The organism is Mesorhizobium sp. M0590, assembly GCF_040320905.1.
Classification (GTDB): domain Bacteria; phylum Pseudomonadota; class Alphaproteobacteria; order Rhizobiales; family Rhizobiaceae; genus Mesorhizobium.
Genome location: NZ_JAMYQN010000022.1, coordinates 64,625 through 89,736, shown reverse-complemented (window position 1 = coordinate 89,736; position 25,112 = coordinate 64,625). Strand labels below are relative to the sequence as shown.

Below are 25,112 nucleotides of genomic sequence, written 5' to 3'. Positions count from 1 at the left end.
GTCGGCTTGACGATATCAAAGCGTCTCGCAGGAGTTTGCATCATACTCCAGTGCGTGTCAGCGTGCGAATGAGCAATTGGTGCCGATACTGTAGAGGATTGAACATGTGAGGGCCGTGCTTGGGTGAAGGGTCCATAATGCCGGAGCGGCGGGCGTCCGAGGCAGGGGCCGGCGGGTCAAGCCTGGTTTACGGCCCCATCGTGATCACCGATCCCACGCTCAGATGCCCGATCACGGTCGCGGTCGGCCCCGTCCGAGGGGCCAGACCTTCTCGTTTTGTGTCAGGGTGGGGCAACACCACCCAGGAGGCGGCAACCGCCTGCGGGTATGAGGCCGATGAAACCTATTTCGCCCAGATGATCCCTCATGAGCGACTCTCACGCGCCCGCGCCGGCGAATTGCGCGGGCGCGTGATCGAGCCGCCTGCACTCACACTTTTCAGTGATGCGCAGTATTGCGAGCGGCTGCATTGGAACAAAAACGTCGATGATAGCCGCGCGGTCCCGATCCGCTGGCGCAGGTCGCAGCCGCTGGACTGGATCCGGAGCGATCCGCGCTTCAGCACGAGCGAGGCCTGGGTGCCTGCGGGATTGTGCTTTCTCGGGTATCCCAACGATGAGTCATCAGGTCTGCCCCCGGCGGACTCCAATGGTCTTGCGAGGGGATCGAGCATAGAGGACGCGGTCGTGCGCGGCTTCTGCGAAGTCGTGGAGCGCGATGCAACAGCCATATGGTGGTACAATCGGCTGGTTCTGCCTCGGATAGACCTGACTTCGCTGTCGGATGGACTGGCGTCCCAGTACGCCGATTGGCTGCTGACGCAGAACCGCGAATTGCGGCTTCTGCTCCTGACGCTTGACCTGCCCATCCCCATTGTCGCTGCAATTTCTCATCACGTGGGCGGTGACGCGATTGCGTTCGGATTCGCGGCCGGACGATCCATGTCGGAGGCGGCCCGGCGCGCGGTGGGGGAACTTGCAGAATGTGAGGCGAACCTTACCCTGCTCAAACGGAACGCCGATACGTCCGGCACGGCGGCCTTCACCCCCGGCGCGCTGCACCTCTATCGGTGGCACATGGACGAGAACATTCATCGCCTTCCTCACCTTTCCGGCAATTCAGCAGTTCAGGCCTCGTCGGCCGAGTTGCGACTGGATTGGAACTATTGCCTCGACATCTGCCACGAGCAGGAACTTGAGATCTTCGCGGTCAACCTGACGCACAACGCCGAATCGCCTGTTGCACGAGTGTTTGTACCTGGACTTCGTCCTACCAAGCCCCGGTTGGGCGGCGGCAGGCTCTATGATGTTCCTGTGCGCCTAGGTTTGAAGCCATCAGTTTCCCAGGCCATCAACGAGGTTCCCTTTCCATTGTGATCCGGATGGTCGCGGGCATGCCCACCCCGGAGTGCCCGCTTTACACACACGGCATTAAGCGCCAGCCTTTTCGACCGTCAGCCCTTTCTACGGCGCATCAGCGCCTCGAGCTCGGCGTCGCCGCCTTCCGGCAGCATCAGCCGCACGTGTGCGTAGAGGTCGCCGTGACCGCCGGCCTTTTCCGGTAGGCCCCTGCCCTTCAGCCGCAGAACCTTGTCCGAGCTCGACCAAGGGGGGACGTTGACCGCAATCCTGCCGGTCGGGGTTTCGACCGCCACCTTGGCGCCATGCACCGCATCGGCCAGTTCCACCGGCAGGTCGACATGCAGGTCGCGGCCCTCGACGCGGTAGCGCGGGTGCCGGCGGAAACGGATTTTAACCAGCGCATCGCCCGGCTGCCCCGGTCCTTGCTCACCCTGGCCTTTCAACCGGATGGTCTGGCCGTCCTCGACATAGGCCGGCAACTTGACCGCCATCTTGCGGCCGTCGGGGAACATCGCCGTCACCTTCTCCGCGGTGGCGGCCTCCTCGATGGTGACGTCCAGCGTCACGTTGAGATCGGCGGCGGTCGGGGCCTGACGGCGGCCGCCGGTGCCGGCGCCGCGCTGCTGGCTGAAAGCATCGCCGAAGATCTGGCTGAAGATGTCGCTGTTGCCGTCGAACGGATCGCCGCCGGGACGGCCCGTGCGGAATTCGAAATGCGCGCCGCCCGGCCCTTGCTGCCGGCGGAAACCGGCGAAAGGATCGGCGCCGCCGGCCGCGCCTTCGAAACCCTGGAAACGCTGTTTGCCGTCGGCGTCGATCTCGCCGCGATCGAATGCCGCCCGGTTCTTCTCGTCGCCGACGATCTCGTAAGCCTGGTTGGCGGCGGCAAAACGGTCCTTCGCCTTGGGATCATCCGGATTCTGGTCCGGATGATACTTCTTGGCGAGCTTCCGGTATGCGGATTTTATGTCCTTGGCCGATGCGTTCTTGGCAACGCCCAGCACCTCATAGGGGTCGCGCATGCTTACTGCCCTGGAGAAGGAGTGAGTCCATAATCGCCTCCTATATGCGCTCGCATAGGAAGGAATTCCAGTGGCTTACCACCATGTTGCCGGCGGAAAATCAGAGCGCCTTGAAGTCCTGTATGCGCCAGATGCTGCCGCCGGCCAGGCATATTTCGCCTTTGAACAGCGCGACGCCGTCGAAGCTTTCGCGCGATGCGGTGAAGCGACGACATGTCTCGCCGTTAGCCCTGAATTCCGCCAGCTCGGTGATGGAGCCGCGCGAGCCGGTGTCGGCATTCGCCCAGCGAACGGCCTGCCCAGCCAGTTGCTCGACGTCAGCGGAGGACACGGCGTTGCGGATCGTGGCCTGATCGGAGGCGCGGTCTTGATCGAGCGACATGACTGAGGCCGGCGTGCTCGAGGTCAGTATCGAGCGGTCGACCTCCGCCTGCTCCAGGCTGAAGCCGCCGCCGCCACAGGCGGCAAGCGGCAGGATGATTGTCACGATCATGGCTTTGGCGCTGGCCGAAGCGATAACGCTCCATTGCCCACTGTCAAAAGCTTGCGCGATACGCGACAATCGGCAATCTCCCCAGCCGGCGACAAATTTGGGAAAACTATGAGCGAAACCGGGTTAACAAGCGGTGACTTTACCGAGGCGGCGGAGCCGTTCCGGCTCTTTGCGGCGTGGCTCGACGACGCGACGAAGAGCGAGATCAACGACCCCAACAGCGTGGCGCTGGCGACCGTTGATGCCGAAGGCATGCCGAATGTCCGTATGGTGCTGCTTAAGGGCTTCGACGAGGGCGGCTTTGTCTTCTACACGAACTTCGAGAGCGCCAAGGGCCGTGAGATTCTTGGCAGCATGAAAGCGGCGATGTGCTTCCACTGGAAATCGCTGCGCCGGCAGGTGCGAGCGCGCGGCCCGGTGGAGATCGTCACCGACGCCGAAGCCGACGCCTATTACGCGACGCGTCCGCGCGGCAGCCGGATCGGCGCCTGGGCCTCCAAACAGTCGCGGCCGCTGGAGAGCCGCTTCGCGCTGGAAAAGGCGGTCGCCGAATATACGGCGCGCCATGCGATCGGCGAGATCCCGCGGCCAAAACACTGGTCAGGCTTCCGCATCGTGCCGCAGACCATCGAGTTCTGGCACGACCGTCCGTTCCGGCTGCACGACCGTGTGGTGTTTTCGCGCAACGCCGAGGGCGGTTGGGACAAGGTGAGGCTTTATCCGTAGGGCACGACGGTGGAGCGCCGATCTCCCCCACAAGGGGGACATCGGCAGCTTCCGCACCGGCGCCCATTTTTTCAGCCCTTCTTCCTGGTCATGAAGGCGGCCAAGGCCGGGCCGCTTCTGCCGGATTTCCAATTCCCACTATCACGATCTCGTGTGCGTGAAACGTTCCAGCTTGCCGGAACGAACCAGGGAAGGGCTCAACGCGCCGCTGGCGCAAATTCAGGAGGAAGCAATGCATTCACTCAGGTTGGTCACGATGGCCGGTCTTGCCTGCCTTTTCGCTTCGCAAGCCTTTGCGGAGGACGCGATGGGGACAATGACGGTGATGAAGGGTGGGGAGGTCATGGCGATCATGCCTGATGGGCATATGGGCACCATGATGCCCGACGCGAAGATGAGCGCCGAAATGATGAAAATGGCGAAACCGATCAAGCATTGCATGATGTTGATGACCGACGCCAAAGGCAAGACATTCATGATCGACACGTCTTCGCCAAAGGCCCAGGCCGAATGTAAAAAAATGGCGATGTGACAAAGAGATCATGGCAAGAAAACCCGCCGGTTGCTGCCGGCGGGTCCACGGTGCGAGACAAGGCCAGAAGGTCTAGGCCTTCTTCCTGGTCATGAAGGCCGTCAAGGCTGCGCGGGCCTCGTCGGATTTGAGCCGCTCGCGGAAATGCTGGCTTTCCTGGCCGATGCGCTCGACAAGGGCGTCGCGCGAGCCGCGCATCAGGTCGCGCGCGATCTTCAGCGCTTGCGGCGGCTTGGCGGCGATCTGGCCCGCCGCCGCCAATACCGATGCTTCGAGTTCCCTCTCCTCGACCACCTCGTAGATCAGCCCGGCGGCCTTCGCCCTCTCGGCCGAAAAGCCCTCGCCGAGGCCAAGCAGCGCGAAGGCGCCTTGGCGGCCGAGGATCTGCGGCGCGAGCAGGCTCGAACCGGCCTCCGGCACAAGGCCGAGATCGACGAAGGGCGTCCGGAATATTGTGCGCGGCGTGGCGAAGGTCAGGTCGCAATGCAGGTTGAGCGTGGTGCCGATACCGACCGCAATGCCGTCGACGCCGGAAACCATCGGCTTCTCCGCTTTGGCCAGCGCCATCAGGAAATCCCAGACTTCGGTACCGCTTTCGCCGCCCGAGGCGACGACCATGAAATCGGCAAGGTCGTTACCGGACGAGAAGGCACCGGGCACGCCAAGAAAGACATGGACGCGGATCGCCGGATCGGCGTCGCCGCCGGCAAGAGCCGCCGACATCGTCGCGTACATGGCGCGGGTCAGGGCGTTCTTCTTGTCCGGACGGTTCATGCGGATGATCTGGATGGCACCCTGGCGTTCGACGAGGATGTGGTCTGTCACGGATTGGTCCTTTGTGAATTTCGGGCCTTGGTGAATTTCGGGCGTTGCGAACGTCAGGCTGAAATCAGCGCCTTGCCGGCAACGGCAAGGCTGTCGGCGCCGCCGACGACGCGCTCCTTCAGCGCGCCCACTTCGCCAAGCAGGTTCTCGGCGAAGAACCGGCAAAGCGCGATGCGGTTTTGGTCGGCAAGCGCGCCGCGCGCCAGATAGGCGCCGCCTGCGGCAAGCGAGATCAGCCTGAGATAGGGTGTGGCGCCGGCCAGCGCCTCGTCCGATCGGCCTTCGGCTTGCAGGTCTTGCAGGAATCGGCTCGCCTGTGACAGGTCGTCGAGCGCCTGGTCGAGGCGATCGGCGGTGCGGCCGAAGCCTTCAAGGTTCGACGCTCGCACCGCATCGGCGACGGCCTTGAGTTCGGCGATGTAGCCATGCACATGCCGGCCGCCGCCGAGCGGCAGCTTGCGCGTCACCAGATCGATCGCCTGGATGCCATTGGTGCCTTCGTAAATGGGCGCGATGCGCGCGTCGCGATAAAGTGCTGCGGCGCCTGTCTCCTCGATGAACCCCATGCCGCCATGCACCTGCAGCCCAAGCGAGGCGACCTCGACGCCGACATCGGTCGAAAAGGCCTTGGCCAGCGGCGTCAACAGATTGGCGCGCTCCTGCCAGTGCTTTGCATCTTCGCTCTGTGACGCGAGATCGATGGCGTGGGCGCAGGAATAGCAGATGGCACGGGCAATCTGGGTCAGCGCCTTCATGGTCAGAAGACTGCGCTGGATGTCGGGGTGATGCACGATCGGCGCCATGCCGGCACCGCGATAGCTCGCCGCTTTGCCTTGCCGGCGGTCGTTTGCATAGGCGAGCGCCTTCTGCGTCGCCGCCTCGGCGACCGCGACGCCCTGCATGCCGACGGCAAGGCGCGCATTGTTCATCATGGTGAACATGCAGGCGAGGCCCTTGTTCTCCTCGCCGACCAGCCAGCCGATCGCGCCGGGCCTGCTGCCTTCGAAGCCATCGCCATAGATCATGGTGCAGGTCGGCGAAGCGTGGATGCCCAGTTTGTGCTCCAGCCCGGAGCAGAAGACGTCGTTGCGCCTGCCCAGCGCGCCATCGTCTCCGACGAGGAATTTCGGCACCAGGAACAAAGACAGGCCGCGCGTGCCGACCGGCGCGTCCGGCAGCCGCGCCAGCACCAGATGGATGATGTTGTCGGTGAAATCGTGCTCGCCATAGGTGATGAATATCTTTTGCCCGAAGATGCGGTAGGTGCCGTCGCCGGCCGGTTCGGCGCGGGTTCGCAAGGCATTCAGGTCCGAGCCTGCCTGCGGCTCGGTCAGGTTCATGGTGCCCATCCATTCGCCGGAGACCAGTTTTTCCAGATATTTGACCTTGAGTGCCTTCGAGCCATGCTTGTCGAGTGCTTCGACCGCGGCCATGGTCAGCGTCGGGGCGATGCCGAACGCCATCGAGGCGGAGTTCCACATTTCGAGCGCGGCGACGCCGAGCATGGCCGGCAGCGCCTGGCCGCCATACGCTTCCGGCGCGGACAGCGCATTCCAGCCGCCGCCGATCCAGCGGCGATAAAGTTCCTTCCAGCCGGGCGGGGTAATGACGGCAGCGCCGTTGAGCACCGCGCCGTGCTGGTCGCCGACCGTGTAGAGCGGCGCCACCTCCTCGCTGGCGAAGCGGCCGGCCTCGGCCAGAATGGCGTCGACGAGGTCCTCACCGAGTTCGCCAAAGGTGTCGGCATCGAGCGCCGGCTTCAAGCCGGCGACATGCTTCAGGGTGAAGGCGATCTCCTCGACCGGTGCCCGATACATGGCGTTCGCTCCTCCTCAGCCCGGCCCTCCCCAGTCTGGCCCTCCCCAGTCTGGCAGGTCTACTTAAGACCTGTGCCGATGCAAAATCATCTGCTTTCGGAGTTCCCTGTCCATCTTCTTTTTACGTAAACGTCAAACTTTGTCACGCGGATTTTGCAATTGCTGGCTCGTATGCAAAATTACTTAGAGCCGGACGACGCACTTGATTTGTACGGCTAGTTCCCGTACAAGGCAGCATCAGGGGTGACGATAATGCCAAACCAACAGACCCGCACCGCCCGTCTCGAAGCCCGTATTTCGCCGGATATGCTGGACGTGGTGAAACGTGCCGCCGAAATCCAGGGCCGCAGCGTCAGCGACTTCGTGGTCGCCGCCGCTCAAGAGGCGGCGCAGCGTACTATCGAGAACACCACCATCATGCGTATCTCCGTCGAAGATCAGCGCGCCATGATGGAGGCGATTCTCAATCCGCCCGAGCCTAATGAGGCACTGCGCAAGGCTGCCGACGCCCACAAACGGCTGGTCGTCGAAACCCGGTGACTTTCGCCGTCATTATCGAACCGCTCGGCGGATCGCATGATCGCAAGGCGTTCAGCTGCGGGGTACCGGCGCTCGACCGCTACATTCGGGAGCAAGCCAGCCAGGATGTCAAACGCCGAGTCGGCAATTGCTTCGTTGCCGTGGATCGCGATGGCGGCGCGATCGCCGGATATTACACTTTGGCGGCGTCGAGCATACCGATCGCGTCCTTGCCTGACGAACAGACAAAACATCTGCCACGCTACCCGGTTCTGCCCGCGATATTGGTCGGCAGGCTGGCCGTCGATGCCGGATACCAGCGGCGGCGGGTCGGGTCGGCGCTGATCGTGGATGCGCTACGACGTAGCGTCAGCGCTGCCCCAGCAGCCTTCGCGTTGATTGTCGACGCCAAGGATGACCAGGCGGTCGCGTATTATCGCAGGCATGGCTTCACCTCGTTTCAGAGCCGCCCGGCATCACTGTTCCTGCCCATAGCAACAGCGTTGAAGCTATTTGGCTGACAATCGCAACCATCGCTTTGCTCTTGAGGAGCACCAAGGATCGCTTCGCCAGCGCTCCAACTCGCCCACTCGGCACCCGAAGCATTTCCTTAACCATGGCGGTTCAGGATTTGGCTTTGGCCAGCAAGGATCTGCTGTTTGAAAACGCCGGCGCGCCCCCTTGTCCGCTCAGCGCTTCTCCTTGTCGCGGCCGCAATGACCCTGATGCTGACGCCGGCAAAGGCCTCGGATTTCTCCGAACCGTGGAAGGATGCCGACAGGGCGCTGGTCGTCGACGCCTACGAATACAATTCCATCGACTGGACCAGGCTTGCCACCGACAAGCGTCTTGTCGGCTTCATCAACAAGGCATCCGACGGAATGCCGCCACCCTATTTCTGTTTCGGCGACGAGACCGAGACGCGGCTGTGCAAGACGCTTTGGAAGCGCCATGCGGTGGCGCGTGAGCTGTTCCAGACGCGCAAGGTTGTGGCCAAGGCGCTTGGCTTGAAATGGGGCGCCTATCACCTCGCCCGCCCCGGCAACCCGGTCGGCCAGGCCAATCATTTCATCGAGTTCGCCGAACCCGGGCCGGACGACCTGCTTGCCCTCGACATCGAGGACGACGACCCGGCGCAGTGGATGTCGCTGAACGACGCCGAAGAATTCGTCCGCCAGGTGCATCGGCGGCTCGGCCGCTTTCCGGTGCTCTACACCAATGGAACGACCGCCCGGCACATCGCCGACAACAGATACAAATACCAGCTGCTGTCGCGGCTGCCGCTGTGGTATGCGCGCTACAAGCCCGACATCGACGTGCATTTTCCGATGGGCAACTGGCAGGGTTATGCGCTCTGGCAGTTTTCGGCGCGAGCAAATTGCGGCCGGTTCCGCTGCCCTTACAGGGTCGCGGGCACACCCAACGATATCGACGTCAGCGTCGCGCCGATGAACGCCACGGAATTGCGCGCGCAGTGGCCGTTCGGCGGCCTGATCGACGTGCAGCCGGATTATCTCACCTCGATACCGGTGCCGCTCTCACGCGAAGCCGGGCTCGCCGGCGGCACCATCGCTTACGCTAGCGTGACGCCAGCAAGCTTCGAGGAGATGGTCGCGGTATTCAGGGCGCGCCTAGCCAGGTTCAGCAGCGGCTTTCAAATGCCTGCGGCGAAAGCGGCGCCGGGCCTTCCGCGCGGGATTGCCGAATATGTCGCCTGGACGCGAAACGAAAAGCGTGCGGCATCGGTGCCAGGATTTGTCTCCACCGCCGATGCGGTCAGCAGCGTCTCGACCGAATTCGATCACGGCTTGCGCTGAGGCCGAAGGCCCGCCCGAAGCATCAGTTCGCCTGCTCGCGCGCCACCGCCAGCCAGCCAATGTCGCGGCGGCAAAAGCCTTGCGGCCAGTCGATCCGGTCTAGCGCGGCGTAGGCCTTCTTCTGCGCCTCGCCGACGGTGCGGCCGGTCGCCGTGATGTTGAGCACGCGACCGCCATTGGCGACGAGTGCGCCGCCGTTGATGGCGGTGCCGGCGTGAAAGATCTCGACGCCGTCGCCTGCCGCTGCCTCGACGCCGCGGATGACCGAGCCCTTTTCCGGCGTGCCGGGATAGCCCCTGGCTGCCATCACCACGGTGAGCGCCGCCTCGTCGCGCCAGCGCACCGAAGTATGCGCCAGCTGGCCGTCGGCGGCTGCGTTGAGCAGGACGAGCAGATCGTCCTTCAGCCGCAGCATCAGCACCTGGCATTCCGGGTCGCCGAAACGGGTGTTGTATTCGATCAGCTTCGGCCCGCTGTCAGTGATCATCAGCCCGGCGAACAGCACGCCGGAAAACGGCGCGCCTGTTTCAGCCATGCCGCGCATGGTCGGCTCGACGATCTCGCGCATGGTTCGGTCGATCATCTCCGGCGTCATCACCGGGGCCGGCGAATAGGCGCCCATGCCGCCGGTGTTCGGGCCGGTGTCGCCGTCACTGAGGCGCTTATGGTCCTGCGCGGTACCGAAGGGCAGCGCGGTGGTGCCGTCGCACAGGCAGAAGAAACTTGCTTCTTCACCGACGAGAAACTCCTCGACCACCACTTCCGCCCCGGCCTGGCCGAAGGAGCCGTCGAAACAGGCCTCGAGCGCGGCCAGCGCCTGGTCAAGCGTCATGGCGACGGTGACGCCCTTGCCGGCAGCGAGGCCGTCGGCCTTGATGACGATCGGCGCACCCGTCTTCTCGACATAGGCCTTGGCCGAAGCCAGATCGCCGAAGCGGCCATAGGCGGCGGTCGGGATGCCGTATCTGGCGCAGAGATCCTTGGTGAAACCCTTTGATCCTTCCAGCCGTGCCGCCGCTTTTGACGGGCCGAAGACGCGGATGCCCTCGGCCCGCAGGTCGTTGGCAATGCCGGCGACCAGCGGCCCTTCCGGCCCGACCACGACGAGGTCTATTTCATTCTCGCGGCAAAACCGGACCACCGCTGCGTGATCCGCAATATCGACCCTCACCAGTTCGGCTTCGTGGCCGATGCCCGGATTGCCGGGCGCCGCGTAGAGTTTGGTCAGCAGCGGCGACGCCGCGATCTTCCAGGCCAGCGCATGCTCTCGTCCGCCGGAGCCGATCAGCAAAACACGCATGCCCAGATTCCTCGTCATTCCAAGACCAGGACTGCGCTATTGCGCCGCGCGCGACGGGTCAAGACATTTGGCTGCCGAAGCGCCGATTGCGCGTGGCGAGCGTGCGGGGGCTGCTTGACGCTTGACGGCATTCGCCTCTGCTGCCACTCCAGCAAAATGGAAACCGTCCAGTCGAAAGCGGCCCAGGGCCGCGTCGCCGATGCGCCGAGCGGCCACTGGGTCTATCGCGCGCTGCCGCGGCGGTTGTGGCCCTATGCGCAGCTTGCCCGGTGGGACCGGCCGATCGGCTGGCAATTGCTGCTATGGCCATGCTGGTGGTCGGCTGCACTTGCCGCGAGCGCCTATCCGCGTCCGACGGATCCGCTGCTCTCGCTGCTGCCGTCGCCGTGGTACCTGCTGCTGTTTTTTCTCGGCGCGTTCGCCATGCGTGGCGCCGGCTGCACCTACAACGACCTGGTCGACGAGGACATCGACAACCAGGTGGAACGCACGCGCTCGCGGCCGCTGCCGGCCGGCAAGGTCACGCGCCGGCAGGCCTGGATGTTTGTTGTCGTGCAGGCACTGGTCGGCCTTGCCGTGCTTTTGCAGTTCAACAGCTTCGCCATCTTGCTCGGCATCGGCTCGCTGGTCATCGTCGCCGTCTACCCATTCATGAAGCGGTACACCAATTGGCCGCAACTCGTTCTTGGCCTTGCCTTTTCCTGGGGTGCGCTCATGGGATGGGCGGTCGAGTTCGGCGATCTCGATGGGCCGCCAATCATGCTCTATATCGGCTCGATCCTGTGGGTGATCGGCTACGACACGATCTATGCGCATCAGGACAAGGAAGACGACGCCATCGTCGGTGTGCGCTCGACGGCGCGCCTGTTCGGCGACAACACCAAAGCCTGGCTGGCCGGACTTTATGGCGGAGCGCTGGTCTGCTTCGCCATTGCTTTCGCCTCGGCACAGGCACCGGTACCGGCGCTCGCCGGGCTGATCGCCGCCGGCGCCCATATGGCACGGCAGATCGCCGTGCTCGACATCGACGATCCGGACCAGTGCCTAAGGCTGTTCAGATCGAACAACCAGGTCGGCTGGCTGATCTTCCTCGGCCTGATCGGCGGCGCGGTTTGGGTGGCGCTGAAGCCGCTGGTTTAGCGGCCTGTTCCCTTCTCCCCTTGTGGGAGAAGGTGGATTGGCGCGTAGCGCCAAGACGGTTGAGGGGTGTTGGACGGAATGAGGCGTCGGCGTTCCCCGGAGCACCCCTCATCCGACCGAGCTTCGCTCGGCCACCTTCTCCCACAAGGGGGAGAAGGAAGAGGCGCTCAGGCCTACTCCCGCGAAATAAGCTCCTCGCCGCCGATGACCAGCCTGAGGCCGAGGTCGCCGGCGCGGCGGCGGGCGAGGAAGCGCGGGCGGCGCATGGTCGAGACGCGACCTTTGCGGCGGTCCTGCGCCGGCAGCGCCTTGATGGCGGCACCGAGCGATTCTTCGAGCGTGCGGGCAATGCCGTCGGCCTCGATCAGCAGCATCGGCAGGCGGTAGGCATCGGCCCAGGCGCGCCAGTCAGCGGCGACATCGTCGAGATCGTCGGCCACCAGCAGCGGCACCGACAGCATCGGGTCATTGTGCAGAAGCTCAAGCGTCACTGTGACATTGCCATCCGGATCCTCCATGGCGCGGGCGGCGACGCCGCGAAACGCGTTGGCGGGCAGAGCGATGATCGCCGGCACGCCGCTCATCTCCAGCGTGCGGCGGATAACCGCGCCGCGCTGGTCGATGGTGAAGGTGACGTCGCCATAGTCGTCGCGCGTGGCGTAGCTCACCACCTGCGGCAGGCGGAATGGGTCGAGACGCATATTGCGGCCGGCCCAGACTGGCTTCAGTCCAGTGTTCATATCGTGCCTTTCCTGTTTCTCCTGAGAGCCGGTGTTTCCGGTTCTCCGGGCCGGTTTTCCCAGCCTCGTTTGTGGAGAAACATTAGCGCGGGCTTCTTATCCTCGCGCTTAAGAAAGTCGGTTAAATTTTGCTGATCCGGGGCAGATGGTTATCGGAATGCGAACCGGCGCAGGCCGGCGAAAGGATCAGATAACCTTACCCGGATTCATGATGCCGGCCGGGTCGAACGCGGCCTTCACCTTGCGCATCAGCTCGATCGCCATCGGCGGCGCCGTCGCGATCAATTCGTCCCGCTTCAACTGGCCGATGCCGTGCTCGGCCGAGATCGAGCCATGAAACGAGCGCACAACGTCGTGCACGGCCTTGTTCATGACGTGGTAAAGGCCGAGAAACGCCTCGTCATCGCCGTCGACCGGCCGGGAAATGTTGTAGTGCAGATTGCCGTCGCCCATGTGGCCGAAGCAGACGACGCGCGCGCCGGGACTGACCGATTGCACGGCGCCGGCGGCCTTTTCGATGAAGGGCGGGATTGACGCCACCGGCACCGAGATGTCGTGCTTGATCGAGGCGCCTTCCGGCTTCTGCGCCTCGGGCAGCACTTCGCGGAAATTCCAGAACGCGTCGCCCTGGGCCATGCTTGCCGCGATCACCGCATCGCCGACGATGCCTTGCTCGAGGCCTGCCTCCAGCACCTCCTCGATCAGGGCCCTGGCATCGTCGGCCGAACGGCCCGACGAGATCTGCATCAGCACATACCACGGCCAATCGCCGGCCAGCGGCCGCACCACGCCTTGCGCGTGGGCAAGCGTGAAGTCGTAGGGCCTCTGGCCGACCAGCTCGAAGGCGGTGAGCGCTGCCCCTGCACGGTCCATCGCCAGGCTGAACAGCGACAGTGCCGCCTCCGGCGATGACAGGCCGGCAAACGCCACCTCGCGCCCCTTGGGCTTGGGGAACAGCTTGAGCACGGCGGCGGTGATGATGCCGAGCGTGCCTTCCGCGCCGACGAACAGGTTCTTCAGATCGTAGCCGGTATTGTCCTTTTTCAGCTTGCGCAGATCGTCGAACACTTCGCCGGTCGGCAGCACCACTTCGACGCCGAGGCACAGCTCGCGCGCATTGCCGTAGGCAAGCACGCCGGTGCCGCCGGCGTTGGAGGAGAGATTGCCGCCGATCTGGCAGGAGCCTTGCGCGGCAAGCGACAGCGGAAACAGCCGGTCGGCGGCATCGGCCGCTTCCTGCAGCGTCTGCAGGATGACGCCGGTTTCGACCGTCACCGTGTTGGACAGTGTATCGATCTCGCGGATGCGGTTCAGCCGCGAAAGCGACAGCACGATCTCGCGGCCGGATGCGTCCGGCACCTGGGCGCCGACCAGCCCGGTGTTGCCGCTTTGCGGCACAATGGGCGTGCCGGTTTCGGTTGCCAGCCGCATGATGCTGCTGACCTCCTCGACGGTCCCCGGCCTCAGCACCAGCGCCGTCCTGCCGTGCCAAAGTCCGCGCCGCTCGGTGAGGTAAGGCGCGATGTCCTGCTGGTCGCGCAGCGCATATTTGTCGCCGACGATTGCCGCAAAGCGCGCGACGACGGCGGGGTCGAGATCGGGGGAAATGTCGTTCATGGGTGGAAACTATGGTGCTCAATCCATCTTGTCACGCGGGGCGATCTTGTCACGCGGGGCGGCGGCGCGCGAAAGCCGGTCATTGATCGCCTCGCCCAGCCCGTCGAACGGGATCGGCTCGACGGCGATGGTTTTGGCGCCACTGCCATCGAGATCCTGCAGATGGGCGAAGAGATTGCTTGCCGCCTCGCGCAGGTCGCCGGTCTCCGACAAGTTGCGCAGGGCGGCTGCATCGCGCCAGCCTTCGGCACGGCGGCGGCCGAAGGCCAGCAAGGCTTCGCCCGGTGCGACCTCCGCAGCATTGAGCCGCACTGCCGCACCTGGCGCATAGTGCGAGGCGAGCATGCCGGGCGCCTCGATAACCGAAGCGCCGCGCAGCAACTTTGTCCCGGCCACCGCTTCGATCTCTTCGGCGGCAATGCCGCCCGGCCGCAGCAGCCGCAGCTTTCCAGCTTCGACCTTGACGATGGTCGATTCCAGCCCGACCGGCGTCGCGCCGCCGTCGACCACAAGCTTGATCCGGGGACCGAGATCGGCGGCCACGGCTTCGGCCGTCGTGGCGCTGATCCTGCCCGAGGAATTGGCGCTGGGCGCCGCCAGCGCGCGGCCGAACCTGGCGATCAGCTCGCCGCCAAAGCCTTTCGGCATGCGCAGCGCGATCGTTTCCAGGCCGGCGGTGACCAGCGGATGAATGCCGTTGCCGGGCCGTTGCGGCAGCACCAACGTCAGCGGCCCCGGCCAGAATGCCTGCGCCAATCTTTCCGACAGCGGGTCGAACAGCGCGATGCGCGCGGCCATCGCCGGATCGGCTATATGGGCGATCAGCGGGTTGAAGCGAGGTCGGCCCTTGGCTTCGAAGATACGAGCCACGGCAACGCCATTGGTCGCGTCGCCGGCCAGCCCATAAACGGTCTCGGTCGGGATGGCGACGACGTCGCCGCTCTCGAGCAGCGCCAACGCCCTTTCCATCGCCTCGCCGACGGCACGAATTTCAGCCACTGTCGTCACCTCACGGATGCGGGTGCCTAATACGCTGACGCCGGGCGAGCAAGCCCAGGCATTGGCGAATCGCAAATCGCTAAAATGCTCTGTTTCCCCGCAAGCCGGCATCAACTGCCCTCGGCTACGGTGCCGTCTTGTTGGGCAAGGGGAATTATCATGCTTTCGATGCGTATCCTTGGAGCGCTTGGTCTGGCGTTTATGGCCGGCACGGCACAGGCCTCATCGCTCGTTTTTCTCGGGCAAACGAAGGCGACGCCTTCGGTGGTAAGTGCCAGCGCGCTCGAACGGGCGAAAACACCGTCGATCGTCGCGCTCGGCGAGAAGTTGCCTGACGTCAATGAAAACGTCACCGATGAAAAGGTCGCGGCGATCCCGAGCCAGCCGAGTCATGGCTTCGACGGAAGGCCGATGATCATCCGCGGCGGTATTGTCGGCGATGCCTTTGCAACGCCCGCGCCCAAAGCCGCGCCGGCCACCGCTGCCGCGCCCGCCGCGGACAGCAAAGCCGACCCAACGGTCGCCAGCAACCCCCCTGAGCCGGCAGCGCCGCAGCCTGCGCCGCTAGCAGCTCCCGACCAGCCGAAATAGCGCCTGAAGCATAAGCGAAGATTTCTTCGCGAATGTCAGCCGGCTATCTTGGAGAAATCCGCGACCCGGTCGGTCGCCGCGCGGATGCGGGCGAGCAATGCCAGGCGATTGGCGCGCACTGCCTGGTCCTCATCGTTTACCAGGACTTTGTCAAAGAATGAATCAACCGGCTCGCGCAACACGCTAAGCGCCAGCATGGCGGCGGAAAAGTCTTCGTTTTGAATTGCTTCGCCGGCTTGCCTCTCGGCCTGATTGACCGCCGCAAACAAGGTTTTTTCGGCGTCCTCCCGGAACAGAGCCGGCTCAACGCTGCTTGCGATCGCCGTCGCCTTCTTCTCCTCGGCAGCCACGATGTTGGCCGCGCGCTTGGTGCCGGCAAGCAGGTTCTTGCCGTCCTCGGTGTCAAGGAATGAGCCGAGCGCTTCGACGCGGCGGACGATTTGAAGGAGATCGTCGTTCTGGCCAATCTCTCCCCTTGAGGGGGAGATGCCCGGCAGGGCAGAGGGGGGTGCCTCGCGCCGAGACGCCGGCGGGACAGCGCCCCCCTCTGTCGGCTTCGCCGACATCTCCCCCTCTAGGGGGGAGATTGGGCGCGAACCCGCCGCCAACACCGCGTCGATCAGGTCATGCCGCGCACCCTGATCGCGGAGATAGACTTTTAGGCGGTCGTGGAAGAAGGAGACGAGGTCGCGGGCGCGATCAATCTCCCAATCCTGAGGCGGTACATCGGCGTCGCTAAACATCAGTTGAGAGGCGCGTTCGGATAGGCTGGTCAGTTGGCTCAACAAGCCTTTTCCGGACAGTTCTTCCATTGCTCGCATGGGTGCAAGCCGAGCCTCGGCTTTGCCGGCCTCCTTTTGAAGCAGTTGCGCCATTAGATGACGCCCTGAACGGATGAACTGCATAGCAATCTCCAATCGGACCTCATTCTCGACCAAAATCCTGACCACCCCCAGCGCCGCTCTTCTGAGCGCATAGGGGTCCTTCGATCCGGTCGGCTTTTCATCAATCGCCCAGAAGCCGACCAGCGTATCGAGCTTGTCTGAGAGCGCCACGGCGACCGATACCGGATCGGTCGGCACGCGATCGGACGGGCCCTGCGGCTTGTAGTGCTCCTCGATCGCGGCGGCGACCGAAGGATGCTCGCCCTGCAGCAGCGCATATTTGCGGCCCATGGCGCCTTGCAGTTCCGGGAACTCGCCAACCACTTCGGTGGTGAGGTCGGCCTTGGCGAGGACGGCGGCGCGGCGCGCCAGCGCGGTAATCTCCCCCCTTGAGGGGGAGATGTCGCCGAAGGCGACAGAGGGGGTCATCTCGCGTGGAGCGCCAACTTCCTCTTGCTTCGAAACGTCAGGTCGCGTCGCGCCAGCCGAGGCGACCCCCTCTGGCCTGCCGGCCATCTCCCCCTCAAGGGGGGAGATTGAACTCGCCACGAGCGGCGCCAATTCCTCAGCCAATCGCTTGATCCGCTCCACACGCTCGCCCTGGGTGCCGAGCTTGGCATGAAACGTTACATTGAGGTGGTCGAGGCGGGCCATGCGCTGGTCGAGCGGCTTTTTGAGATCAAGTCCGAACTTTTGCGCCGATGCCTGCAGCTGGTCGAGATCCGGCAAGTCGCCCTGGTCGGTTTTCCAGAAATAGAGCGCGTCGGACAGGCGCGCGCGCACCACCTTGCCATTGCCGTGGGCGATCTCCTTGCCGCCATCCTTGGCCTCGATGTTGGCGGTCAGGATAAAGCGGTTGGAAAGCTCTTCGCCCGCGCCATGTGGCCGCGTCACAAAACACTTCTGGTTGGCGCGGATGGTGAGTCGGATCACCTCGGCCGGAATGGCGAGAAAATCCTGTTCGAATTCGCCCATCAGCACGACGGGCCATTCGACCAGGCCCGACACTTCCTCCAGCAGCCCCTCGTCCTCGACGAGGTCGAGCCCGCTGGCGAAGGCGAGGTTCCTGGCATCGGCAAGAATGATCTCCTTGCGCCTGTCGGCATCGAGCACGACCTTGGCCGCCTCAAGCTTGGCGACATAATCGTCGAAGCGGCGCACCGTGATGGCGCCCGGCGCATGGAAACGGTGGCCGTAGGTGATATTGCCGGAGCGGATGCCGTCGATCTCGAAATCGACCACCACCGGCTCCTCGGTTTCTGGGCCGAAGGTGCACAGGGTCGATTGCAGCGGCCGCACCCAGCGCAGCGAGCCGGGCTTGGCCGAAGCCGGCCCCCAGCGCATCGATTTCGGCCAGGGGAAGTTTCGGATGATGCCCGGCACCAGCTCGGCGATGATCTGCTCCGCCGGCCTGCCCGGCTTCGCAATATGGGCGACGTAGAAGTCGCCCTTCTTCGGATCGGAATGAACATGCGCCTCGGCAATCGAGGCAAGGCCGGCCTTGCGCAGAAAACCTTGCACCGCCGGCTCGGGCGCCTTGGTCGAGGGCCCCTTGATCTCCTCGCTGATGTCCTTCGAGCGGGCGGTCAGGCCGCGGATGTCGAGCGCCAACCGGCGCGGCGTCCAATATTCGCGCGCCGCCTCATAGGTCAGCCCGGCTTCGACCAGACCGTCGGTCAAAAGCCTTCGGAGGTCGCCGGCCGCCTTGCGCTGCATGCGAGCGGGGATTTCCTCGGAACGAAGTTCTAGAAGCAGGTCAGGCATTGAAAGAGCTCACGCGACAAGAAACAGCCGCCGCTTCGCGGCGTCCTCCCCCATCGAGGCGAAGGTAAGCGGGGCATAGCAACTCGGTCGGCTGCTGTCACCCTTCCCAGCAAGATCGGGCCAGCACGATCAAGGCGTCCAACAGCGAATTCCGAAAAAATTCAGCCGCCTGTCGGACACGCGCCGGTCCGCCCGTCCTTGGATCAAAGATTTCCCTGAACCGAACGCAGCGCTGAAGCGACCAACGCTCAGGCAGAGAGCTATTGGCTGAACGAGCATGAAAACGGCATCGACATTCCTGCAGATCCTCGCGCTCAGCGCCTGTTTTACAGCGCAGGTGCATGGCACGTTCTCGATGCCCGGCGTCAGACAAGCGTTGCGGACAATAGCCGGTGCAAGCGGCCAAGGCACGTTGCCCAATCAGCGCCCCTGTCGAAATCGCCTGGAGCTAAGCCGCCATTCCACCCGCCTGCGTCAGCAGAAACGCCTCGCCGCAGGCCTTGGCCAGATTGCGCACCCGCAAGATGTAACTCTGGCGCTCGGTGACCGAAATGACGCCGCGTGCGTCGAGCAGGTTGAAGACGTGGCTGGCCTTGATGCACTGGTCGTAGGCTGGGAAGACCATGCGGTGATATCCCTCCCCCTTGAGGGGACCAGACAAGGTCTGGCCGGGAGGGGTCGCTCGTGCATTGCTCGACGCCTGACCTGCGGTGCCTTCCGAGGCGACCCCCTCTGCCCGCTTCGCGGGCGTCTCCCCCTCGAGGGGGAAGACAGGCGCGCCGGCTTGTAGCAGCGCCTTGCACTCGGCTTCGGCGTCTTCGAAATGGCGCAGCAGCATCGCGGTGTTGGCAAATTCGAAATTATGGCGCGAATATTCCTGCTCGGCCTGCAGGAAGACATCGCCATAGGTCACCTTGTCGGCGCCTTCACGACCGTTGAAGTTGAGGTCGTAGACATTGTCGACGCCCTGCACATACATGGCCAGCCGTTCCAGCCCGTAAGTGAGCTCGCCCGCCACCGGTGCGCATTCGATGCCGCAGACCTGCTGGAAATAGGTGAACTGCGACACCTCCATGCCGTCGCACCAGCACTCCCAGCCCAGCCCCCAGGCGCCCAGCGTCGGGCTTTCCCAGTCGTCCTCGACGAAGCGGATGTCATGCAGCAGCGGATCGATGCCGATCGCGGCCAGCGAGCCGAGATAAAGCTCCTGCAGATTGGGCGGATTGGGCTTCAGGATCACCTGGTATTGGTAATAGTGCTGCAGCCGGTTCGGGTTCTCGCCATAGCGGCCGTCCTTGGGGCGGCGCGAGGGCTGGACATAAGCCGCGTTCCAGCGTTTTGGGCCGAGCGCGCGCAATGTCGTTGCCGGATGGAAGGTGCCGGCGCCGACTTCCATGTCGTAAGGCTGGAGGACGACGCAGCCATAGTCCGCCCAATAATTATGCAACGTCAGGATCAGCCCCTGGAACGAGCGGCTGGGGTGCATGTGGGCAGGGATATCAACGGTCACGGCGGCCTCCGGCGGGAAAGGCGGGATGCCGGCACGTCCTAGATGCCTGGCCAGCAAGCGTCAAGGCAGCGGGGGTCAGGCCTTTGAAGGTGTTCCCTTCTCCCCTTGTGGGAGAAGGTGGCCGAGCGAAGCTCGGTCGGATGAGGGGTGTTCCAGCTTGGCACCGACGGCAATCCGTCCAACACCCCTCAACCGTCTCGGCGCTGCGCGCCGATCCACCTTCTCCCACAAGGGGAGAAGGAAAGAAGGGTCAGCCCTTGGGCGCGGGCGCCGGCACGGGCTTTACGTTCGGGGTTTCCTGCGCCGTGTTGGATTCGATCGGCGGCAGGCCTTTCATCAGCTTTTGCTGCAAGGCGGCAAGCACGTCCGGGTCCGGCTTCAGGTCGCGGGCCTGGTTCCACTGGAAGGTGGCTTCCAGCTTGCGGCCGACGCGCCAGTAGACGTCGCCGAGGTGATCGTTGAGCACAGGATCCTCCGGCTTCAACGAAACGGCGCGTTCCATTTCGCGCACCGCATCGTCGAACTGGCCAAGGCGGTAATAGGCCCAGCCCAGCGAATCGACGATGTAGCCGTCGCTCGGCCTCAGGTCGACGGCCTTCTGGATCATCGCGAGGCCTTCCTTGAGGTTCATGTTCTTGTCGACCCAGGAATAGCCCAGATAGTTCAGAACCTGCGGCTGGTCGGGGTAGAGCTCCAGCGCTTTGCGGAAATTCGGCTCGGCCTTCGGCCATTCCTTCAGTCGCTCATAGGCGATGCCGCGCTGGTAGAAAATGTTCCAGTTGGCGGCGGTCGGCGTCTTCAGCACCTCGACTGCCTTGTCGTAGAGATTGGCGGCGGAGCGGAAATCCTCCTTCGAGGAATAGACGCCGCCGAGCGCCAGATAGGCGCGCATGTCGTCTGGATGCGCATCGACGATGGCCTTGAGGTGAGCGATCGCCTCGTCGTTGCGGTCGAGATCGGCAAGGTTGAGGCCAAGCTGCAGGTCCGAAAGCTCCTTCAGCGGCGAGCCAGCGGGAATGCGGCGATAGAGCGCGATGGCGCCCTCGCCATCTTTCAACTGCTCGGCAACGGCGGCAAGCTGAACGAGCGCCGCGTCGTTGTCGGGCCGCAGCGCCAGGGCATATTGCAGATAAAGCCGCACGAATGGCTCGCCGCCGCCGCGGTTGAGCGCGGTGGCGAGATCGAGCAGGATTTCCGAGGCGCCGTCCGACGGACCGGCAACGAAGGGCTCGATCTTTTCGCCCTTGTTGATCTTGTCGCGAAGCGCCGCAATCTCGACCTTGCCGGGGGCGAACGCCTCGGCCTTGTCGAGCACCGACAGCGCCTTGGCCTTGTCGCCTTTGCGGGCGAGGAAAGAGGCGTAGGCCTGCGCGTTGCGCATCCATGTTTCTGGGGCCGCACCGCCTGCCGCCGTGTCCTGCACGGTGGCGGTGTAGAGCGCATCCGCCCTGTCGGGCAGGCCGGAGGCGTCGGCAATCAAGGCACGGTGGAAGGACTTGAACAGGCTGAACCAGTCGGGGCCTTGCAGCTTGTCGATGGAAGCCATGGCCTCGCCGGCGTCACCCGCACCCTGCTTGGCCCAGCCGGTCATGACGCCGGAGATCAGCCGGTCGAGATCGGATTCGAGCGACAGCTTGAGCCAGTATTCGGCCTTGGAGAAATCCTTCTTGTGGAAGGAATCGATGGCCAGCGCCAGGCGCGAGAAGCGCTCGACGTCGGGAACCGCCTTGAGCTTGTCGGCATAGACCAGGGATTCGTCGAAGCGCCCCTGCGCGATCAGCGACAGCATCAGACTCTGCTGCAGTCCCGTATCGTTCGGATCGAACGCAAGCGCCTGCTTGTAATAGGAGATGGCACTGTCGAGGTCGTTGTCGCCGTCGGCGATCCTGGCGGCGAGATAGGCCCCCGAGAAGGATGTGATCCTGACCGGCTCGGCGGTCTGTTTGGCATGCGCCGGCAAAGCCGAGATCGCCATGCCCGTCGCGATTGCCAGCCCCGTCAGCCAGCGCGCATATCCTTGCCGCATCATATCCCTTTCAGCCAAACGCCATCTCCGCGTCAGCGGGATCGCCGTAGACTCGATCTTTACAGGTAAAGCATGGCCTTTTTGGGGTCGGGCTTCAACCCGGCCCGAATTCACAATCGGGTCAAGCAATTAATAAACCATGCCGAAAGAGGTCGCACGACCGCATTGCGGCAATCCGGCAATGGGAAACCGGCGTCACGGCCCTGAAAACTCAGGACGCTTGCGAAAGGCTTGCGTCGAGCGCCTGCATGGCGACGGTGACAAGATCGTGCAGCCGCTTTTTCGGCACACCGTCGCGTGCCTGGACCGAAAGGCCGTGCATCAGCGTGGCGTAATAGTCACCCAGCGTCTCGGCATCGGTATCCGGCTTCAATTCGCCATCGCGCACGGCCTTTTTCAATCGCTCGACGATCGATGCGGTACGCGCCAGCCGATGCTCCGCCAGCCATTGCAGCACGGCGTCATTTTCGACGGCGCAATTGGTGGCGGCCGTCACCACCATGCAGCCCTGCGGCCGCCCCGGCCTCGTATAAATTTCTACGGCGTCGCGAAGCATGCGCTGGATGACGCGCCGGACATTTGGTTCTTCCTCTAGCGCGCGCGTGGCAAAGCCGCCCTCATTGGCCTCGTAAAGCGCCACCGCTTCGCGAAACAGATCCTCCTTCGAGCCGAAGGCGGCATAGATGCGCGCCGATGCGAGACCAAGCGCCGATACGAGATCGGCCATCGAGGTGCCCTCGTAGCCGCGCCTCCAGAAAGCGTCGCGGGCTTTCTCCAGCGCCTGGTCGCGGTCGAATTCCCTTGGCCTGCCTGCCATGGCGGTCTCCAATTTTTGTCGATCAACAAATAATCTGCTTGACTTCGGATTGCAAATCTCAATTCTTTGTCGATCATTAAATAATTGTCGACAAGGAGTCCGACATGAGTTCACTCGATCAAGGCGCGCCGCTCGGGGCGATAACGCAGGGAGCAAGCAGGGCGAAACATGGCGCAACGCTGGCGTTGCTCGCCTTCGCGCAGCTCATCATCTCGCTCGACCTCAACATCGTCTTCGTGGCGCTGCCGGAGATCGGCGCTGGCCTCGGATTTTCAGGCCAGACCCTGCAGTGGGTGGTCAGCGCCTACACCGTGTTCACCGGCGGCTTCCTGCTGTTCGGCGGCCGGGCCGCCGACCTGATCGGCCAGCGCCGCGTCTTCATCTTCGCGCTCTGGCTCTACGCACTTTCGTCCCTCGTCGGTGGCCTGGCCTGGTCGCCGGAAATCATCATCGCGGCACGCGCCGTGCAAGGCATCGGCGCCGCTTTCCTGTTTCCGGCGACGCTGTCGCTGATCAACCGCCTGTTCGCCGAAGGGCCGGAACGCAACCGGGCGCTCGCCGTCTGGGGCGGCGCGGGCGCCAGCGGCCTGACGCTCGGTTCGCTTGCCGGCGGGTTTCTGACCAGCGCCTTCGGCTGGCCGTCGGTCTTCTACGTCAACGTGCTGCTGGCCGGGATCGCCATCATCGCGGCTTTCGCCATCATCCCGCGCGATCGCAAGCGGCACGAGCACCGCAGCTTCGATCTGCCCGGCGCACTGACCGTCACCGCCGGCGCGACGCTGCTTGTCTTCACCCTGGTTCAGGGACCTGAATATGGCTGGGGCTCTGGCGCAATCATCGCCAGCGCGGCACTGGCGGCATTCTTCCTGATCGCCTTCACCGTGATCGAGGCCAACAGCGCCGATCCGCTGATGCCGCTGCGCCTGTTTTACAACCGCAGCCTTGTCGCCGGCATGACGATAACCTTCCTCTACATGGCCACTTTCGGCGCGCTGCCCTACTTCCTCACCGTGCTGCTGCAGAACGTGCACGGCTTCACCGCCTTGCAGACGGGCCTCGCCTTTCTCGTGCCGTCGGTCGCCATCGCCACCGGTACGCAAGCCGGCGAGCGTCTGGCAACGCGCTTTTCGACGCGCAGCACCCTGGTCGGCGGCATGATCGTCGGCGCGGTCGGCACAGCATTGATGGTATCAGGCGCGACTGCCGACAGCAGCTATCTGTCCCTCGTACCCGGCCTGATCGTCTCCGGCGTCGGACAAGGCATCGTCTGGACCGCAATGTGGATTGCCGCCGCTTCCGGCGTTGCCCATGACCAGCAAGGCGTCGCCTCGGGGATGGCTTCGACGACGCTCAATGTCGGCAACGCCATCGGCATGGCCGTGCTGATTGCGATTGCGAACAACCAAATCGGCGAATTGTCCGGCAATGCGTTGAAAATTGCCGTCGCCGACGGCATCCAGGTCGCCTTCTGGCTCGCGGCGGCGGGCATTGTCGTTAGCCTGCTGGCAGCAATGGTTCTTCCGGCAAAGGCTCGATGAGAACAAGCGCGGGCCGCCGATGCCTCTCAATTCACCCGGCTGATGCAGAAATCGATGACGTCGATCAGCGCCGATTTCTGCGGCGTCGCCTCGAGCGGCGCCAGCGCGTCGCGGGCGATCTCGCCGAAATGGCGGGCGCGCCCGATGGTGTCGGCAATTGCGCCGTGGCGGAGCATCAGGCCGATGGCCTTCTCCAGCCCGGCATCGTCGGCGGCATTGTCCTCGATGGCGCGTTTCCAGAAGCTGCGCTCGGCCTTGGTGCCGCGCCGATAGGCGAGGATCACCGGCAGCGTGACCTTGCCCTCGCGGAAATCGTCGCCGACATTCTTGCCGAGGTCCTTGCTGGTGCCGCCGTAATCCAGCGCGTCATCGATCAGCTGGAAGGCAAGGCCGAGATTCATGCCGTAGGAGCGGAGTGCTGCGCGATCATTGCGCGTCGCCTGAGCGATGACGGGGCCGACCTCGGCGGCGGCCGAAAACAGCGCCGCGGTCTTGGCCTTGATCACCGCGAAATGCTCATCCTCGGTGGTCTCGAGGTTTTTTGCGGCAGCGAGCTGCATCACCTCGCCTTCAGCGATGACCGAAGCCGCGCTCGACAGGATATCGAGCGCTTCAAGCGAGCCGACATCGACCATCATGCGAAAGGCTTGGCCGAGCAGGAAATCACCGACCAGAACACTGGCCTGGTTGCCCCAGATCATACGCGCCGTCTTCTTGCCGCGCCGCATGCCGCTTTCGTCGACGACGTCGTCGTGGAGAAGTGTCGCAGTATGCATGAATTCGACCGATGTGGCGAGCTTGACATGGCCGTCGCCGGAATAGCCGAACATCTGGGCGGCGGCGAGCGTCAGCATCGGCCGCAGCCGTTTGCCGCCCGACGAGATCAGATGGTTGGCTATCTCCGGAATCATCTCGACATCGGAGCCGGCCTTCGACAGGATCAATTTGTTGACGCGCCCCATGTCGGCCGCGGTCAGGTCGATGAGGTCCTTTATCGAGGCGGCTTCGCGCTTCCCGTTTTCAATGTTGAGAACGACACCCACGGCAAAACTCCCAACCTCGATATGCACGACG

General features: G+C 64.0%; 22 protein-coding genes. 9 read left to right on the top strand and 13 right to left on the bottom strand.

What is annotated here, in order from left to right; genetic code table 11:
* The first annotated feature begins 137 nt into the window (after nt 1-137).
* Nucleotides 138-1,376 carry a YcaO-like family protein gene (locus NKI52_RS27605; protein WP_023674104.1) on the top strand — a complete coding sequence of 413 codons (1,239 nt, stop codon included), beginning with the start codon at nt 138-140 and terminating at the stop codon, nt 1,374-1,376.
* 77 nt (nt 1,377-1,453) lie between these two features.
* On the opposite strand, the gene NKI52_RS27600 is transcribed toward NKI52_RS27605, so the two are convergent.
* Together NKI52_RS27600 and NKI52_RS27595 are read right to left on the bottom strand one after the other, a co-directional pair.
* Nucleotides 1,454-2,383 carry a DnaJ C-terminal domain-containing protein gene (locus NKI52_RS27600; protein ID WP_023674103.1) on the bottom strand — a complete coding sequence of 310 codons (930 nt, stop codon included), beginning with the start codon at nt 2,381-2,383 and terminating at the stop codon, nt 1,454-1,456.
* A gap of 100 nt (nt 2,384-2,483) precedes the next feature.
* Nucleotides 2,484-2,945 carry an RT0821/Lpp0805 family surface protein gene (locus NKI52_RS27595; protein WP_352700347.1) on the bottom strand — a complete coding sequence of 154 codons (462 nt, stop codon included), beginning with the start codon at nt 2,943-2,945 and terminating at the stop codon, nt 2,484-2,486.
* A 39-nt stretch (nt 2,946-2,984) separates the two neighbouring features.
* Here NKI52_RS27595 and pdxH point away from each other — a divergent pair, with 39 nt between their 5' ends.
* On the top strand, nt 2,985-3,602 hold the full coding sequence (gene pdxH / locus NKI52_RS27590) for a pyridoxamine 5'-phosphate oxidase (RefSeq protein ID WP_352449910.1): 618 nt from the start codon (nt 2,985-2,987) through the stop codon (nt 3,600-3,602).
* Between the two features lie 256 nt (nt 3,603-3,858).
* Nucleotides 3,859-4,134 (top strand): hypothetical protein, encoded by a 276-nt coding sequence (locus NKI52_RS27585; protein WP_352571403.1) that lies wholly within the window; start codon nt 3,859-3,861, stop codon nt 4,132-4,134.
* 72 nt (nt 4,135-4,206) lie between these two features.
* Here the strand turns inward: NKI52_RS27585 and NKI52_RS27580 are convergent, their stop codons facing one another.
* The gene (locus NKI52_RS27580) at nt 4,207-4,959 is read right to left on the bottom strand and encodes a crotonase/enoyl-CoA hydratase family protein (RefSeq protein ID WP_352571404.1); all 753 of its coding nucleotides are present in this window, start codon (nt 4,957-4,959) and stop codon (nt 4,207-4,209) included.
* Nucleotides 4,960-5,012: 53 nt separating this feature from the next.
* Nucleotides 5,013-6,776: an acyl-CoA dehydrogenase family protein gene (locus NKI52_RS27575; RefSeq protein WP_352700346.1), complete on the bottom strand. Its 1,764-nt coding sequence runs from the start codon at nt 6,774-6,776 to the stop codon at nt 5,013-5,015.
* Between the two features lie 252 nt (nt 6,777-7,028).
* Here NKI52_RS27575 and NKI52_RS27570 point away from each other — a divergent pair, with 252 nt between their 5' ends.
* From NKI52_RS27570 to NKI52_RS27560, 3 genes are all read left to right on the top strand, one after another.
* Complete coding sequence (locus NKI52_RS27570; RefSeq protein WP_352463862.1) at nt 7,029-7,316, top strand: type II toxin-antitoxin system TacA family antitoxin; 288 nt, start codon at nt 7,029-7,031, stop codon at nt 7,314-7,316.
* Nucleotides 7,313-7,816 (top strand): GNAT family N-acetyltransferase, encoded by a 504-nt coding sequence (locus tag NKI52_RS27565; RefSeq protein WP_352571406.1) that lies wholly within the window; start codon nt 7,313-7,315, stop codon nt 7,814-7,816. Before NKI52_RS27570 ends, NKI52_RS27565 begins: the two co-directional genes overlap by 4 nt.
* Nucleotides 7,817-8,011: 195 nt before the next feature.
* Nucleotides 8,012-9,112 (top strand): glycoside hydrolase family 25 protein, encoded by a 1,101-nt coding sequence (locus NKI52_RS27560; RefSeq protein ID WP_352571407.1) that lies wholly within the window; start codon nt 8,012-8,014, stop codon nt 9,110-9,112.
* 22 nt (nt 9,113-9,134) lie between these two features.
* Here NKI52_RS27560 and purD read toward each other — a convergent pair whose 3' ends face one another.
* Nucleotides 9,135-10,412, bottom strand: coding sequence for a phosphoribosylamine--glycine ligase (gene purD, locus NKI52_RS27555; RefSeq protein WP_352571408.1), 1,278 nt, complete (start codon nt 10,410-10,412; stop codon nt 9,135-9,137).
* Nucleotides 10,413-10,568: 156 nt separating this feature from the next.
* Between purD and ubiA the strand changes: the two genes are divergently transcribed.
* Nucleotides 10,569-11,552 (top strand): 4-hydroxybenzoate octaprenyltransferase, encoded by a 984-nt coding sequence (gene ubiA / locus NKI52_RS27550; protein ID WP_352578634.1) that lies wholly within the window; start codon nt 10,569-10,571, stop codon nt 11,550-11,552.
* Between the two features lie 173 nt (nt 11,553-11,725).
* On the opposite strand, the gene NKI52_RS27545 is transcribed toward ubiA, so the two are convergent.
* The 3 genes from NKI52_RS27545 to NKI52_RS27535 all read right to left on the bottom strand — a co-directional run bounded on the left by NKI52_RS27545 (nt 11,726) and on the right by NKI52_RS27535 (nt 14,908).
* On the bottom strand, nt 11,726-12,292 hold the full coding sequence (locus tag NKI52_RS27545) for a DUF6101 family protein (RefSeq protein WP_023674094.1): 567 nt from the start codon (nt 12,290-12,292) through the stop codon (nt 11,726-11,728).
* Nucleotides 12,293-12,478: 186 nt separating this feature from the next.
* Nucleotides 12,479-13,909, bottom strand: a complete 1,431-nt coding sequence (locus NKI52_RS27540) for an FAD-binding oxidoreductase (RefSeq protein WP_352700345.1) — start codon at nt 13,907-13,909, stop codon at nt 12,479-12,481.
* An 18-nt stretch (nt 13,910-13,927) separates the two neighbouring features.
* The gene (locus NKI52_RS27535) at nt 13,928-14,908 is read right to left on the bottom strand and encodes an L-threonylcarbamoyladenylate synthase (protein WP_352700344.1); all 981 of its coding nucleotides are present in this window, start codon (nt 14,906-14,908) and stop codon (nt 13,928-13,930) included.
* Between the two features lie 201 nt (nt 14,909-15,109).
* Between NKI52_RS27535 and NKI52_RS27530 the strand changes: the two genes are divergently transcribed.
* Nucleotides 15,110-15,499 (top strand): hypothetical protein, encoded by a 390-nt coding sequence (locus tag NKI52_RS27530; protein ID WP_352700343.1) that lies wholly within the window; start codon nt 15,110-15,112, stop codon nt 15,497-15,499.
* A gap of 35 nt (nt 15,500-15,534) precedes the next feature.
* On the opposite strand, the gene glyS is transcribed toward NKI52_RS27530, so the two are convergent.
* The 4 genes from glyS to NKI52_RS27510 form a co-directional block, all read right to left on the bottom strand.
* Nucleotides 15,535-18,147, bottom strand: coding sequence for a glycine--tRNA ligase subunit beta (gene glyS, locus NKI52_RS27525; protein WP_352700342.1), 2,613 nt, complete (start codon nt 18,145-18,147; stop codon nt 15,535-15,537).
* A 448-nt stretch (nt 18,148-18,595) separates the two neighbouring features.
* Complete coding sequence (locus NKI52_RS27520) at nt 18,596-19,657, bottom strand: glycine--tRNA ligase subunit alpha (RefSeq protein ID WP_352700341.1); 1,062 nt, start codon at nt 19,655-19,657, stop codon at nt 18,596-18,598.
* 250 nt (nt 19,658-19,907) lie between these two features.
* On the bottom strand, nt 19,908-21,683 hold the full coding sequence (locus tag NKI52_RS27515) for a tetratricopeptide repeat protein (RefSeq protein WP_031211039.1): 1,776 nt from the start codon (nt 21,681-21,683) through the stop codon (nt 19,908-19,910).
* Between the two features lie 211 nt (nt 21,684-21,894).
* Nucleotides 21,895-22,500 carry a TetR/AcrR family transcriptional regulator gene (locus NKI52_RS27510; RefSeq protein WP_352700340.1) on the bottom strand — a complete coding sequence of 202 codons (606 nt, stop codon included), beginning with the start codon at nt 22,498-22,500 and terminating at the stop codon, nt 21,895-21,897.
* A gap of 104 nt (nt 22,501-22,604) precedes the next feature.
* Here NKI52_RS27510 and NKI52_RS27505 point away from each other — a divergent pair, with 104 nt between their 5' ends.
* Complete coding sequence (locus tag NKI52_RS27505) at nt 22,605-24,038, top strand: MFS transporter (RefSeq protein WP_352700339.1); 1,434 nt, start codon at nt 22,605-22,607, stop codon at nt 24,036-24,038.
* Nucleotides 24,039-24,064: 26 nt separating this feature from the next.
* On the opposite strand, the gene NKI52_RS27500 is transcribed toward NKI52_RS27505, so the two are convergent.
* Nucleotides 24,065-25,081, bottom strand: coding sequence for a polyprenyl synthetase family protein (locus NKI52_RS27500; protein WP_292663011.1), 1,017 nt, complete (start codon nt 25,079-25,081; stop codon nt 24,065-24,067).
* Between the last annotated feature and the right edge of the window lie 31 nt (nt 25,082-25,112).

Bases quoted from the DNA above. Each gene is read 5' to 3' on its own strand.
- NKI52_RS27530 (WP_352700343.1), top strand. From the start codon at position 15,110: ATGGCCGGCACGGCACAGGCCTCATCGCTCGTTTTTCTCGGGCAAACG.
- NKI52_RS27515 (WP_031211039.1), bottom strand. From the start codon at position 21,683: ATGCGGCAAGGATATGCGCGCTGGCTGACGGGGCTGGCAATCGCGACG.
- NKI52_RS27505 (WP_352700339.1), top strand. From the start codon at position 22,605: ATGAGTTCACTCGATCAAGGCGCGCCGCTCGGGGCGATAACGCAGGGA.
- glyS (WP_352700342.1), bottom strand. From the start codon at position 18,147: ATGCCTGACCTGCTTCTAGAACTTCGTTCCGAGGAAATCCCCGCTCGC.
- NKI52_RS27540 (WP_352700345.1), bottom strand. From the start codon at position 13,909: ATGAACGACATTTCCCCCGATCTCGACCCCGCCGTCGTCGCGCGCTTT.
- pdxH (WP_352449910.1), top strand. From the start codon at position 2,985: ATGAGCGAAACCGGGTTAACAAGCGGTGACTTTACCGAGGCGGCGGAG.
- purD (WP_352571408.1), bottom strand. From the start codon at position 10,412: ATGCGTGTTTTGCTGATCGGCTCCGGCGGACGAGAGCATGCGCTGGCC.
- ubiA (WP_352578634.1), top strand. From the start codon at position 10,569: ATGGAAACCGTCCAGTCGAAAGCGGCCCAGGGCCGCGTCGCCGATGCG.
- NKI52_RS27605 (WP_023674104.1), top strand. From the start codon at position 138: ATGCCGGAGCGGCGGGCGTCCGAGGCAGGGGCCGGCGGGTCAAGCCTG.
- NKI52_RS27575 (WP_352700346.1), bottom strand. From the start codon at position 6,776: ATGTATCGGGCACCGGTCGAGGAGATCGCCTTCACCCTGAAGCATGTC.
- NKI52_RS27510 (WP_352700340.1), bottom strand. From the start codon at position 22,500: ATGGCAGGCAGGCCAAGGGAATTCGACCGCGACCAGGCGCTGGAGAAA.
- NKI52_RS27600 (WP_023674103.1), bottom strand. From the start codon at position 2,383: ATGCGCGACCCCTATGAGGTGCTGGGCGTTGCCAAGAACGCATCGGCC.
- NKI52_RS27570 (WP_352463862.1), top strand. From the start codon at position 7,029: ATGCCAAACCAACAGACCCGCACCGCCCGTCTCGAAGCCCGTATTTCG.
- NKI52_RS27585 (WP_352571403.1), top strand. From the start codon at position 3,859: ATGGCCGGTCTTGCCTGCCTTTTCGCTTCGCAAGCCTTTGCGGAGGAC.
- NKI52_RS27545 (WP_023674094.1), bottom strand. From the start codon at position 12,292: ATGAACACTGGACTGAAGCCAGTCTGGGCCGGCCGCAATATGCGTCTC.
- NKI52_RS27560 (WP_352571407.1), top strand. From the start codon at position 8,012: ATGACCCTGATGCTGACGCCGGCAAAGGCCTCGGATTTCTCCGAACCG.